Below are 13,493 nucleotides of genomic sequence, written 5' to 3' on the forward strand. Positions count from 1 at the left end.
GACGGAGAACTCTAAAGACGCGAGTGGCGGGCTATGACGGCCGCTTTCGCGACAAGATCAGGAATAAAATCAGCGATGCGGTGCGCAAGCGACCCCGCGGGCTCTCGCATCGATTTCACATGATTGAATTCGATCAGCGCCGCGAGCTTGTACATTGCGAGTACCATATAATAATCGATCGACGTGACATCGAGGCCGGTGCATTCGGCGTAGCGGCGCGCCAGCGCATCGCGCGACGGATAGCCTGTGAGGTCGATCGCAAGCGATGCGCCGGCGGTTCCGTCCGCGGCCGGGAAGGCATAGAGGAGCCGGCCCAGGTCGAGCAGCGGATCTCCAAGCGTCGCAAGCTCCCAGTCGATAATCGCAAGGACGCGCGGCGGCGGCGACGGAGCGAGCATCACATTCGAAAAGCTGACATCGCCGTGGATGAGCGAGGCCTGCTGCATCTCTGGTCGTTTCGCGCGAAGCCACTCGGTCACCTCATCCCAGCCGGCTATGGCCCGGTCGCCATAGTCGGGGTGGGCGCGATGCTTCGCCATCAGGCCGCTCCAGCGGTCGACCTGGCGCTCGAGAAAGCCGTCGGGCCTTCCGAAATCGGACAATCCCGCAGCAGCGATATCGACCTTGGGTAGCTCGGCAATTGCCTCGACCATCGCAAACGCCGCACGATGATGCAGGTCCGGATCGGCGGCAAAGGCGTCCGGCCGTTCCCCCGCGCCCAGCCAGCCATCGACGAAATCGATAATGAGAAAGGGCACGCCGAATATGGCTTCGTCGGCGCACCAGGCGACGAAGCCCGGATGGGGTACGCTGCTGCCAGTCAGCGCGGCAAGGAGCCGCGCTTCGCGCTCCAACGCCTTGCGGCTGTCCGGCCGTGGTGGCCATGCAGTGGTACGAAGGACATAGGCTTGCGAACCGCGCTGAAGACGGAACACCGAGCCGCTTGAGCCGCCGGCGAGCGGCGTCATTACGGCCTCGGACTTTCCGCCGAGAGCGGCATCGAGCCACTCCGCGAGCGCGGCGACCCGCTCGACGCGATGCCAGGGCGCGGCTTCCGCTTGCGTCACATCCATCTCCTTCGTTATTGAGTAATCTCAATAGCGGACGAAGCGGCGAAGGGCAATCAGGCGATTTGGGTTGAACGGATCAGTCGGTCGAGTTCGCGCACGGCATCATCGTCGCCCCGCGTCACGAGAACGAGGTCGATTTGCGGAAGTCGGGGAAGGATTTTCTCGAACTTTACCCGCTCGAGGCTGAGCGGATTGGCGGTCGTGCTGAGCGCGGCCAGTCCCAGCCCCGCCATCGCGGCGGCACGCAGGCCGAGGAAGCTGCTGCCGGTGCAGACTTCGCGCCATTGCTGGCCGTTCCGCTCGAACTCCGCCACGACGATGTCGCGGATGAGGTGCGGGGCCTTGTACATCACCATGGGGATCGGGGCATCGGTATCCGGCGTGAACCCCGGCACGGCATACCAGAATATGCTTTCCGAGCGGAGGCGGTGGCCGCCGGGAAGCCCCGCGCGCCGTTCGACGACCATGAGATCGAGGTCGCCCGCGGCAAATTTCGCTTCGAGTTCGGTCGACGGCGCGATTGTGACCGCCAGATCGACGCCGTCGTGAATCCGTTTGAAGTGACTGAGAATTGAAGGAAGGCGCTGGATCGCAAATTCTTCCGAAGCTCCCATGCGAACCTTGCCTTCGAGCGCCGAACTGTGGAGCCCGCGGTGGGCACGCTCATAGCTCGCGAGGATCGTGCGGGCATGGTCCAGCATCTCTTCGCCGGCGGGCGTGAGCGATGTTTCCCGCGTGGTTCGCCAGAAGAGGGGATGGCCGACGGCCTCCTCGAGCCGGACGATATGCTGGCTGAGCGTCGACTGCCTGAGGTTCAACCGCCGCGCGGCGCGGCTGAACCCATGCTCCTCGGCAACGGCAACGAAGCTGCGCAGGAGCATCGGGTGGAAGAGGGTGCGTGGATCTATCATGAATGGCGATAAGTATATTCCTTTTATCACGGTTCACGCAAGCTGCTCGCCGTGGCACGCTATCGCGATAAAATAGCTGGGAGAGTGTTGATGAGCCCCGCCGATTCGATCGCGCCGGAACATGTGATTGCCTACGACCACATCAAGGGGCCTGAGGTTACGGCCTTCCCGCCGAGCGCTCTTGATGGGTTCCGGGAAGAGTACCGCGTCTTCTATAGCAATCTTTACGGCGGGTTCTGGGTGTTCACGCGCTTCGAGGATATCCGCGCGATCCTCCAGGATCCCGATAGCTTCGGCCAGCACGCCGGGGGGTTGCCCCATAACCCGTATCCCAAAATCCATATACCGCTGATGCTCAATCCGCCCGAGCACGGGGTCTACCGCAAGGTGATGACCCCCATCTTCTCGCCGCGCATGATCGCCAAGCTCGAGCCGCTCATCCGCGATGTCATGCGGGCGCAGGTCAGGAAAATCGCTCCGCTCGGCCGCTGCGATTTCGTCGATGATTTTTGCATGATCTCGCCTAGCACCATGTATTGCGGGCTGCTGGGAATAGACCCCTCGAACTTCGAGGAATTCAACCGGCTATCTCTCGCGCTCATCTTCGGGGCCGCCGACACCTTCGAGCGTGAGGGCGAAGAAGCCGCGCGGAAACTACGCCAGGACACCAGTCAACAGATCGACGACATTCTGAAGGATGTTCTCGACGACAGGCGCAAAAACAGGGGCGATGACCTTCTCAGCATCCTTCTCGACGGCGAAGTCTATGACCGCAAGCTGACCGACGACGAGATGCTCAACATCGCGTCCCTGCTCTTCTTCGCCGGGACCGACTCGACCGCGGCTATCATGAGCTACGCCTTCCTCTTCCTGGCCCAGAACCCCGAATATCAAAAGCAGTTGGCGGGCAATCCGTCGATTTTTCCGGCCGCGACGCAGGAACTCATCCGTTACAACGGATTCCACCAGATCCGCCGCGAGGCGCGCCGCGACGTCGAGATCGCTGGCGTGACGATCCCCAAGGGGGACATCATCCTGCTTCCCATGGGCGCCGCCAACCATGATCCCGCGAAATTCGCCGATCCGCTGACGGTCAGCTTCGAACGCGGCAATGCTGGGGGAGCGATGACTTTCTCGGCCGGGCCGCATCGCTGCATAGGTCAGCATCTTGCAACGCTTCAGCTACGGATCGCACTCGAGGAAGTGACCGCCGTCATTCCCGATTATCGTCTCGACCCCGACCAGCCGTACGAACTGATGACAAGTCACGCCAAAGCGGTGCTGCGGCATCTGCCGATGGTCTGGACCCCGGTCGACGTCTGAACCCCAATCTACCCTGCCGTCCCGGAGACAATCATGACTGATGCGTTCGAGCCCAAGCATATCCTGATTACGGGCTGCTCGAGCGGGATCGGCCGGGCTCTCGTTATCGAGGCCGCGCGGCGCGGGCACCGGGTCACCGCTACGGCCCGGCGCCCCGAGAGCCTTGACGATCTTCCCGCTGCTCGCCGGCTCGCGCTCGACGTGACCAGCGATGCATCGGTCGCTGAAGCGGTCGCCGCTGCGGGCCCCGTCGATGTGCTCATCAACAATGCCGGCGTTAGTCTATGGGGTCCTGTAGAAGCTGCATCCTCTGCGGACGTCCAGGGCGCTTTTGAAACAAATCTGTTCGGCGCGCTTCGCGTGACGCGTGCCTGCCTGCCGGCGATGCGCGATCGCGGCTCGGGGGCCATTTTCCAGGTCTCGTCTGCTGCCGGCAAGCGCTCGACGGCGGTGCTCGGTCACTACGCGGCGACGAAGGCAGCGCTCGACGCCTATTCGGACGCGCTCCGTATCGAATTGCGGCCGTTCGGCATCTTTGTGTGCTCGGTTCTTCTGGGCGCGGTCGAAAGCGCCTTTCCGCAGAACCGCCAAATCCTGCCGCACCCCGCCTATAAGGCCATCATTGATGGGGCCATGGCGCGGGTCGCAAGCAATCGGACCGCACCGCACAGCGCCGCCTCGGTCGCGGAGCGTATCGTCGATGCCATCGAAACCGGCGAACCCCCGCTGCGTCTCGACGGAACCGGCGATGCCTTTGCCCTTGTTCGCCAGCGTGCGGAGCAGGATGATGTGAGCTGGGAAGAAGCGACGCTCGCCGGTCTGCTCGGGTCAGACTGGCCCAAGCGTACGGCCTGACGTTCATTGTCAACCGATCAGTTGTCGGGGTACCGCATGTTCGGGGAGCAGCAGCGACGCGAGCCGCTGATGAAGCGCGCCGTCGATTGGCGTCGCCCGGTCCGACCGCACTGCCACCAGCACCGATTCACCCAGCGCCTTGCACTCTCCTTGTTGGAACAAGGCTTGGACGATACGGAATGTCGAAGTGCCGATCGAAAGAAGGCCGCACCCGACGGTACAATCATGAGGATAATGCGATTGCCTTACGAAGGTCGTCGCATTCTGGCCGACCATGAACACGACGCCTTCGGGACGCTGGTCGCGCGGCGCAAACTCCCGGATCATTCTTGTCCGGGCTTCACCGAGTATCGTCGCAACCGAATAATTGCTGATATGCCGAAGCGTATCGAGGTCCGCCTGCCGCGACTGGATACAATATTGCTGGGGAAAAAGGTCCGGGCGAAGCGCTCTTATCCGCGCGCGGTTATCGCTGTGGCTTCCACCATCCTGTACCGCCATAGCTGCTCCCATAGTATAAAGAGTTATTTCAATTCATCATGCACCCATGCTACAGAGGCGTCAAGGAGTCGGAATAATGGGTGAGCTGGCCAATAGAATAGACGCAATCCTCGCGCTCGATCCCGATGCACAGGCCGTCGAATTCGAAGGCAGATGGTTGACCTGGGGCGACCTTGCCCGCGCGCGCAGTGCGATCGACGCTATTCTGTCGGGCGCAGGTCTCGGACCGCAATGTCGCATCGGCGTGTTCATTCGCAACGATGCCGCCTTGCTGCCGGCGATCCTTGCCGTGATCGGCGATCGCTGCCTCGTGACGCTCAATCCGATGCAGAGCCCGGCCAAACTTGCTGAAGATTCGCTCGCTGCCAATGTCCCCGCCGTGATCGGCATGGCCGCGGACGTTGAAGCGCCGGAATTATCCGCAGCGTTGAAGAGCCTTGGATGCCTTGTTGTCGAACTGACCGGCCGGACCGATGCGCCCGCGATCGTGCGCCAGGAGCGAAGTTCCGCGAACGTCGCGGCCGCCCGGTCGGTTGAGGAGGACGTCGCGCTCGAAATGCTGACCAGCGGCACGACGGGAGCGCCGAAGCGCGTTCCGATGCGTCGCGAGGCATTTGAGGCCGCGGTCTTCGGCGCGGCCCGCTTCGAGAAAGGGCGCAACAGCGACGATGCGCCCCGACTTCGCAAGGGCGTGCAACTTTTGATGGCGCCGCTCGCCCACATCAGCGGCATGCTTGCCTTCATGAACGCACTGATGGCGGGCCGCAGTATCGGACTCCTCGAACGCTTCCGCGTCGATGATTTTCGCGATGTCGTGAAGCGGCACGCAATCAAGGCTGCGAGCGTCCCTCCCGCCGCGCTCAAGATGATCTATGACGCGGCGGTGCCGGTTGAGGACCTCTCTTCGCTCCAGGCCTTCCGCGTTGGCACCGCACCTCTTGACCCCGACCTCGCCGACGCCGTTTATGAACGCTACCAAATTCCGGTCCTGCAGAATTATGGTGCAACCGAGTTCGGCGGTGTGGCGGGTTGGACCCTCGACGACTTCGTGGCATTTCGTGAAACGCGGCGCGGCGCGGTTGGGCGTCTGAATCCGGGCGTCGAAGGGCGTGTCGTCGATCCGGAAACCCTCGTTCCGCTTGCGGCAGGCGAGACAGGCATCCTCGAGTTGCGCTCGCGTCAGATCGGAGATGGCGAAAGCTGGACCCGGACAACCGATCTCGCGCGTCTCGACGCCGAGCGGTTTCTCTGGATCGTAGGCCGTTCGGACAACGCCATCATCCGCGGTGGCTTCAAGGTCCATCCCGACGAGCTCATTCGCGCCATTCAGGCACACCCCGCCGTCGCCGAAGCATCGGTGATCGGTCTTGCCGATGGACGCCTCGGGCAGGTGCCGGCTGCGGCAATACTGCTCGACGCCAGCAAGCCGGCGCCATCTGTCGAGCAACTGAAGGCGTTCCTGAGGTCGAGCCTTTCGAGCTACCAGCTACCCGTCCTGTTCCATTTCCTTCCGAGCCTGCCGCGCACCGCCTCCATGAAGGTCGACCAGCGCGCGCTTCGGGAAATATTGCAGCCGCTTCATGACGGGGCCGCGACGTCCGCCCCCGCCTAGGAGCCGGGAGATCGAAAAAATAAAAGCGTTGGGAAAGGTACCGAAATGACCCGCAATATCGCCGACAGTAAACGGCACATATATAAGGCTGATTTGATCGGCCGCATCGAGGGTTGCACGAATCCGGAGAGCGCAGAGCTTCTCGCCGACGGCGAAACGATCGTCTTTGGCAACTGCACCATCCTGCTGGGAATCGAGAGCTATCGTGCCGGGCGTGGGATAACCTATGCTCAGGGCGAGGCCTTCATCTCGCGCGCAAGGCTCGCCGGACGGGGCGACGTTCCGCTTCTCGAGCGACGCTTCATCGACGGCCTGACGGGAACGCACGGGATCGACATTCTTCCGGTCGCAACAGCGAAGCTTACGAAGGGCACGGCGTTCATCACCGAAGCCGCGGGTCCGCAGACCGTGCGCGGAAGCGGCCGAATTTTGCCGAAGTCCGCCTATCAATCGAACCTTGCCGTGTTCGACCCCAACGCCGGCATCCTGCTTGGTGCGCTTCCGCTCGGTGTCGGTAGCGCAATCGCGGCAAAGTTCAGCGATCTTGAGCAACCCAATGGCCTTGCCTTCGGCGCCAACGGCGATCTCTATGTGAGCGACATGGCGCCCGCGGCCGAAGTGCCCGGCTGGGACAGCGTCTCACCTTCGGCGATCTACCGCATTCCGCACGGTGCGATCGACGACCTGATGGCGGGCAAGGAGGGTGCGGCCGACGCGGTGCAGCGACTGCTCACGCCCGGTAAGACCAACGGGCTCACGCGCTCCTGGCGCGACGGCTCGATCCTTTCGGTCAGCTGCTCGCCCAACGATCCGGTAGCCGGTGGCGTGTATCGCTATTCGCTCGCCGATTTCGGCAGCGGCCAGCAGCCAGCCCCTCTTATCGCGGGCCTCGGGATCATCGACGGCGTGGGCGAGACCCGTCGCGGAACCTTCATTGCCTCGACGCCGCCGACGAGCGAGGTGCATCTGTTTCCTGCCGACGGCCGCCATCTTATCCTGAAACTCGCGGATGGCTCCGATCCCGTCGCGCGGCCGGCCGATATCAACATTTGCTATCCCGCTGCCCTTGGCGGCGAACCCGCGCTGCTCATCCCCGACATCGCGCCAGGCGCCGAAGCTGGCGCGAGCAGCGTGTGTGTCGTCGACATCAGCGGACTCTAGGAGAAATAGAATGGCCGACTGGACGAACGGCGAAGACCTCGAGATCACGCCCAAGGTTCACATCCCGGGCTACAGCTTCCGGACAATCATCCCGACCGACGATGTCCTCTACGACCCGCATGTGGTGGATTGGGAAGAGCCCGATGGGCGAGTCGCGATCTGCGATGTCGGCGGACAGGGCTGGTCCTCGCGCTTCGACCCGGCCCTCGGCCACGGGGCGATCTGGTGGCTCACCGCCGACGGCCGGCTCGAGCCCGCCGTCGCGTGGGGACATACGCATTTGGGAATGATCATGTTTCCCCGCCTTGCTCCGCCGTCCTTCGGCCGATGGGCGGGGCACGCCCTCATCCTCGCGCAGGTCCAGCCGGGACGCGAAGGCGCGCACTGGGATCATGTCATTCATAAATGGGACCGGCGCTCGGGCGAGCTCACCCTCTTCGCCACCTTGCCGCGCAACCACAGCGCGAGCGGCGAGGGTATTCCTGCCGCATTGATCCCCGGCGGGTTCGGACCCGAGGGGACCGAACATGAGGGATATTATTATTTCACGGCGCTTCGCAACAACAGCATCTACCGTGTCTCGGGTTCCGGCCGCGCCGAAACCTATGCGATCATGGATGGCGTCCACGGCCCGAAACTGCTGCCGCGCGCAATGTGCTTCGGCACCGACGATATTTTTCCCGAGCATAAAGGGAAGCTGATCGTCGGAGGTGTGCCCGACGCGAATTTCATCATCGGCGACGACAATAAGGGGCGCTTTGTCGGACAGGAAAGCGCTTTCTTCCTCGTGGAAAAGGGCGCGGTCGCGTCCGACCCATTCGCCTTTGGCAACCGTATGCTGGCCTTTCCGCAGCGCTGCGGCGCGGACTTCGGGCCCCTGTCCGGTTCGCTGGTCTATACCGATCATGGCTCGATCAACCAGTCGCAGACCATCTATGATCACGACCCGCTGCCCCACGACGGGCGCCTCCTGTTTCGCGATGCAGCAGGTGAGCTGCAACCGCTCGTGTCGGGCCTTCGCGCCGGCCGGAACGACATTTTGTTTGCCGGCGGACGTCTGCTCGTCAGCCACTGGGGCAAAAGCTACTCGACGGGGGAATTTCACCATCCGGACGGCGCAATCTGGGAATTGCGCTGGGATGGCTGACGTCCGGCGGGGTTAAGGGAGGATATGACGTGAGCAAGATTGCTTTCATCTCGGGCGGCACCAGCGGGATCAACCTGGGCATCGCCAAGGGCATTACAAAACGCGGCGGCAAGGTCCTCGTATTTGGCCGGGACGGGGAGAAGGCCGCCGCCGCCGCCGCGGAGATCATGGCGGAGACCGGTGGTGAGGCCGTCGGCGGCAGCGCCGACGTCCGCGATGCGGCCGCGGTGGCGGCCCTGTTCGCCGACGCGGCGCAGCGCCTCGGCGCACCCGATCTCATCATTGCCGGCGCGGCGGGCAATTTCATGGCACCGGCAAGCCGTATCTCACCGAACGGGTTCAAGACGGTCGTCGATATCGACTTGCTGGGAACCTATAATGTGTTCCGCAGCGGCTTCGACATCATCAGCCGGCCCGGTTCGATGATCGCGATCACCGCGCCGCAGGCCGTTCAAGCCCTTCCCGAACAGGTGCATGTCTGCGCGGCGAAGGCCGGCGTGAACATGGTAGTGAAGGTGCTAGCGATGGAATGGGGCCAGGCGGGCATCCGGGTCAACGCGATCTCGCCGGGTCCGATTCTGGGAACCGAGGGCGTCGATCGCATGGCACCGACCGATGAGGACAAGCGCATCTGGGCCAATCAGACCGCGCTCCGCCGCTTCGGGACTGTCGAGGACATCGCCAATGCCGCGCTGTTCCTCGCCTCCCCCGAGAGCGCCTATATTACCGGCACGATCCTCGATTGCGACGGGGGCATGAAGCTCGGAGATGCATCCGGAACCTATCTATGAGCGAGCGCGCGCCTTGGATATTCGGGGCCGCGAGTCCCGATCAAACTGCGCTGCTGGTAGCCGATACGGGCGAAACTCTGAGCTTCGGCGACCTCAACGACCGCTCTGCCCGCCTTGCCAATCGCCTGATGGCCGACGGGCTGCAAACCGGTGACGCGGTAGCGCTCCTGCTCGAAAATGGTCCCGATCTGATCGTCGGAATATGGGCGGCCCGCCGTGCCGGCCTGCTCTGCATTCCTCTCAATTGGCACCTCGCGCCGGCTGAAATTGAATATATTCTCGGCGATTGTGTCGCCAAGGCCATCATCGCGTCGCCCCGTTTCACTGCTCTGGTCAATGGGGCGGCGGCCGTCCCCGCGCGCCGCTATGCTGCCGGCACCGCCGAGCCGGGATGGTTGGGCCTTGCGGAAGCGATCGACGAGGCCTCGCCGGACAGAACCGCGGCCGAATTCGGCGGCGGCATGATGCTATACAGTTCGGGGACCACAGGGCGCCCCAAAGGGGTTGTTGCCTCCGGTGGCCAGGGACGATCGCTCGCCGAACTCACATCCTATGAAAAGCTCTACCGGGACTTTCACGAAATCACCGCGGCAAGCGTCGTGCTCACCGCGGGGCCGCTTTATCATGCCGCCCCGCTCAACTGGGCGATCGGACCACAGCGGCTCGGCGCGACGATCATCGTCTTTCGCCAGTTCGATGCCGCCGCCTGCCTCGCGGCGCTCTCGGACCACGATGTGAGCCATGTTCAGATGGTCCCGATCCATTTCGTCCGTCTGCTGAAACTTCCCGAGCAGGCGCGGCAGACCGTTCCCTCATCGGCCCTCAAACGTGTTGTTCATGCCGGGGCGCCTTGTCCGGTTGCGGTCAAAGCCGCGATGATGGACTGGTGGGGGCCAATCATCTGGGAATATTATTCGGGAACCGAGGGTTTCGGGATGACCGCCATCGATCCGCACGAGTGGCTGGCGCATCCGGGTAGCGTCGGTCGGCCGCGCTACGGCGGAGCAATCGCGATCGTCGGTGCCGATGGTCAGCCTTTGCCGCAGGGAGAGGTAGGCCTCGTCTACTTTACCGAGCCAAAGCCCTTTGATTATCGCGGGCAGGAGAAGGACGCCCATGATGCCTTTCATGAAAAAGGGTGGGCGACCTTTGGCGATATGGGATGGCTCGATCCGGACGGTTATCTCTATCTGGCCGACCGGCGCGGCCATATGATCATCTCGGGCGGCGTGAACATTTATCCGGCGGAAATCGAAGCGGTCCTTCTCGCGCATCCGGACGTCGCCGATGTCGCGGTTATCGGCATCCCCGATGACGAGTTCGGCGAGCGTGTCCATGCGGTGATCGAGACCGAGCGGGGAGAGGATGATGCCTTCAGCCAAGAACTCTCGCGTCTCGCACGCGGCAAGCTCGCGGGCTTCAAGATACCGCGCAGTTTCGAGTTCACCGCGACCCTGCCGCGCTCCGAGGCAGGCAAGCTCTTGAAGCGCGACCTTCGTGCCCGGCACTGGGGCGAAGCGAGGGTCCGGATCTGATTCAAACAGCCCATTCGCAGTCCGAAATGCGGGAAGCGTTAGCCGAATAGAGGGTTTCAACCTCCGTCATCTCGTGGGGCGAGGGTAGCGATCTATCAACGCTGGCCAATAAAATTGCCTGAATTGCTGACTTTAGCGCGTAGATCGACGTAGCGGAAAATCATGCTTGAAAGAGTTACCCAAATATGATTGATATAACTCTATAGCCGAATCGAGCTAGGAGAGGACCCACTATGCGCCAGCTACTGACTGCTTCGTCGTTTGCAATCGCCGTGTTTGCCGTTTGCACGCCCGTCCAGGGCTTCGCGCAGGAAGCCGCGGCGCCACCTGTCGCAGAGGACCAAGTTGGCAATGACGACATCATCGTGACCGCGACGCGGCGCGAGGAGACGCTGCAAACGGTCCCTGTGTCGGTCACTGCGCTCACCGGCAAAGCCATCGAACAGCGCGGCATCACCAATATCGACAATCTCGCGAGTTCGGTGCCAAACCTCGCGGTCCGCCCCGCGGCGGCCTCCAAATCGACAGCGATCATCTCGATGCGCGGCCAGGTCCAACGCGAGAATTTGCCGACGGTCGATCCGAGCGTCGGCGTCTATGTCGACGACATCTACCTTGCCCGGTCCTATTCGGCGCTCAGCGAACTGCTCGATGTCGAACGCGTCGAGGTGCTGCGCGGCCCCCAAGGGACGCTCTTCGGGCGAAATACGATCGGCGGCGCGATCCGCGTTATCGCGCGCAAGCCGAAGGTCGACGAAGGCCTCACCGGGTCCTTCTATGCGGGTTATGGAAACTACGACCGGCTCGAAATGGGCGGCGCGGTGACTATCCCGATCGTCGCCGACCGGCTCGCGCTGCGTTATGCGGGCAATATCCGCAGCCACGATGGCTATACCAAAACCACTCTTGTCACCGAGCCCTACACCGGCCCCGCCTCCATCAGGCGCGTCATCGACACCAACGATGAGTCGGTGACCTCGCATCGCCTCAGCGTCGCATGGCATCCGAGTGATACGACGCGGATCGACGCGAGCTATTATCTGTTCCGCGAAAAGAGCAATGGCGTCCTCGTCGCGAATCTGTTCGGCGACATTAGCAACACAACGCTGACCACGCCGCGCGTCACGACCCAGTTCAACTCGCCGCAACGCGATGAAAGCTTCTATGCGGCTCTTTCGAACGTAACTCCGTTCAGCAAGTCGCGTGCCGACATCATGCAGGCGACCATCGCGCAGGATCTCTCCGAAGATATCACGCTCAAGCTGATCGGCTCCTATGTGAAGGGGTCGAACCGCTCGAGCACCAATGCCGACGGTGTGGTAAGCGAGAGCGTTACGCTCGTTCAGTTCGAGCCCAACCTCAGCCAGGGGCAAAAGCAATATACCGGGGAAATCCAGCTTGCCGGATCGAGCTTCGATGGCGTGCTCGACTGGATTGGCGGCCTCTACTATTTCGAGGAAGATGCTTATGACTTCAGCCCGGGCAATTCGCGCACGCTCGGTAGCCGCGCGAACGCCATTACATTCGACGGCTCCGTCAACAACAAGTCGAAGTCGGGCTATCTCAGCCTGACCTTCCATCCCACCGACCGTCTCACCTTCCGCGCCGGCGGCCGTTACACCGAAGATACCAAGGGCATTCTCGGCCAGAACCGCAACGTCAATACCGGCATCTGTGTCTACACCGCGGGGCCGGGCATCATCACGTCGACGACCCCCAACGGGCCGTGCGAACTGCGCCGTACCGACAAGTTCGATTACTGGATTTACGATGTTGGGGCCGACTATAAGGTCACCGACGACATCTTCGTCTATGTGAAGACCGGGAACGGCTTCCGCAGTGGTGGTCAGCAGCTGCGCTCGGTGAACACGCTCAGCAGCCTGCCGTTCGATCCCGACAAGGTCGTCAACTATGAGGCAGGCTTCAAGGTGAAGCTGTTCGACATGCTGACGGTCAATGCCGCAGCCTATCATGTCGACTATTCGAACGTGCAGCAGTCGCTCATCCTGTCGCCGCCCAACACGCCGACCACCACGACTGCCAACGTGAACCAAGGCAGCGCGAATGTCGAAGGGTTCGAGGTCGAAACTTTCTTCACGCCGGTGAAGGGACTTCGTCTTGAAGCCTCGGTCGGTCATAATGACTTCGACTTCAAGGATCCGACTATCGTCCAGATCCTCTCGCCGCGCTGGAAATGGGCGGTGGGCGGTTCCTACACACAGGAAATCGGCACGTCGAAGCTTACGGGCCAGGTGAATTTCGACCATTCGGGCGCCTTTTACGGAACGCCCAACCCTCTCACACCAGGTGCCCTTGTATCGGGTTCCGACCTTCTGAGCGCGCGCCTTGCCCTGCAGCTCGATAACGGTCTCGAACTGTCCCTGTGGGGTCGCAACCTGACCAAGGACGAATATTTTGTCTCGGCGACTTTCTCGGGCAATGTTGCAGGCGGGGTTGTCGGAAATCCGAGGACGTACGGTATGACTGCGCGCTTCTCCTTCTGAGCGGGCTGGGGAGCCGGCGCGGCTAAGCGGCCGCGTCGGTGCCCATCGCTGCCAGCTGACAGATATTGTACGAACGTCATCGC

The 13,493-nt window shown here is 62.4% G+C and carries 11 protein-coding genes; 8 read left to right on the plus strand and 3 right to left on the minus strand.

Annotation, left to right across the window (positions count from 1 at the left end; genetic code table 11):
* Window positions 1–11: 11 nt before the first annotated feature.
* Both ACREBX_RS12980 and ACREBX_RS12985 read right to left on the minus strand, forming a co-directional pair.
* The gene (locus tag ACREBX_RS12980) at window positions 12–1,067 is read right to left on the minus strand and encodes a phosphotransferase family protein (RefSeq protein WP_431562156.1); all 1,056 of its coding nucleotides are present in this window, start codon (window positions 1,065–1,067) and stop codon (window positions 12–14) included.
* A gap of 56 nt (window positions 1,068–1,123) precedes the next feature.
* Entirely contained in the window at window positions 1,124–1,981 is an 858-nt protein-coding gene (locus ACREBX_RS12985; protein WP_431562157.1) for a LysR family transcriptional regulator, read from the minus strand.
* A 51-nt stretch (window positions 1,982–2,032) separates the two neighbouring features.
* Between ACREBX_RS12985 and ACREBX_RS12990 the strand changes: the two genes are divergently transcribed.
* Entirely contained in the window at window positions 2,033–3,304 is a 1,272-nt protein-coding gene (locus ACREBX_RS12990; RefSeq protein WP_431562158.1) for a cytochrome P450, read from the plus strand.
* Window positions 3,305–3,337: 33 nt separating this feature from the next.
* A complete protein-coding gene (locus tag ACREBX_RS12995; protein WP_431562159.1) occupies window positions 3,338–4,159 on the plus strand; it encodes an SDR family oxidoreductase in 822 nt (273 codons plus the stop codon).
* A 9-nt stretch (window positions 4,160–4,168) separates the two neighbouring features.
* Here ACREBX_RS12995 and ACREBX_RS13000 read toward each other — a convergent pair whose 3' ends face one another.
* Window positions 4,169–4,660 (minus strand): acyl-CoA thioesterase, encoded by a 492-nt coding sequence (locus tag ACREBX_RS13000; protein ID WP_431562160.1) that lies wholly within the window; start codon window positions 4,658–4,660, stop codon window positions 4,169–4,171.
* A 76-nt stretch (window positions 4,661–4,736) separates the two neighbouring features.
* Between ACREBX_RS13000 and ACREBX_RS13005 the strand changes: the two genes are divergently transcribed.
* From ACREBX_RS13005 to ACREBX_RS13030, 6 genes are all read left to right on the plus strand, one after another.
* Window positions 4,737–6,272: a class I adenylate-forming enzyme family protein gene (locus ACREBX_RS13005; RefSeq protein WP_431562161.1), complete on the plus strand. Its 1,536-nt coding sequence runs from the start codon at window positions 4,737–4,739 to the stop codon at window positions 6,270–6,272.
* A 45-nt stretch (window positions 6,273–6,317) separates the two neighbouring features.
* Window positions 6,318–7,433 (plus strand): hypothetical protein, encoded by a 1,116-nt coding sequence (locus tag ACREBX_RS13010; RefSeq protein WP_431562162.1) that lies wholly within the window; start codon window positions 6,318–6,320, stop codon window positions 7,431–7,433.
* Between the two features lie 10 nt (window positions 7,434–7,443).
* On the plus strand, window positions 7,444–8,580 hold the full coding sequence (locus ACREBX_RS13015; protein WP_431562163.1) for a hypothetical protein: 1,137 nt from the start codon (window positions 7,444–7,446) through the stop codon (window positions 8,578–8,580).
* A 29-nt stretch (window positions 8,581–8,609) separates the two neighbouring features.
* On the plus strand, window positions 8,610–9,371 hold the full coding sequence (locus ACREBX_RS13020) for an SDR family oxidoreductase (protein ID WP_431562164.1): 762 nt from the start codon (window positions 8,610–8,612) through the stop codon (window positions 9,369–9,371).
* Window positions 9,368–10,906 (plus strand): AMP-binding protein, encoded by a 1,539-nt coding sequence (locus ACREBX_RS13025; protein WP_431562165.1) that lies wholly within the window; start codon window positions 9,368–9,370, stop codon window positions 10,904–10,906. The genes ACREBX_RS13020 and ACREBX_RS13025 overlap by 4 nt, the downstream gene beginning before the upstream one ends.
* A gap of 233 nt (window positions 10,907–11,139) precedes the next feature.
* Complete coding sequence (locus tag ACREBX_RS13030; protein WP_431562166.1) at window positions 11,140–13,410, plus strand: TonB-dependent receptor; 2,271 nt, start codon at window positions 11,140–11,142, stop codon at window positions 13,408–13,410.
* The last annotated feature ends 83 nt before the right edge of the window (window positions 13,411–13,493 follow it).

Origin of the sequence: Sphingopyxis sp., assembly GCF_050725655.1 — a bacterium.
Classification (GTDB): domain Bacteria; phylum Pseudomonadota; class Alphaproteobacteria; order Sphingomonadales; family Sphingomonadaceae; genus Sphingopyxis.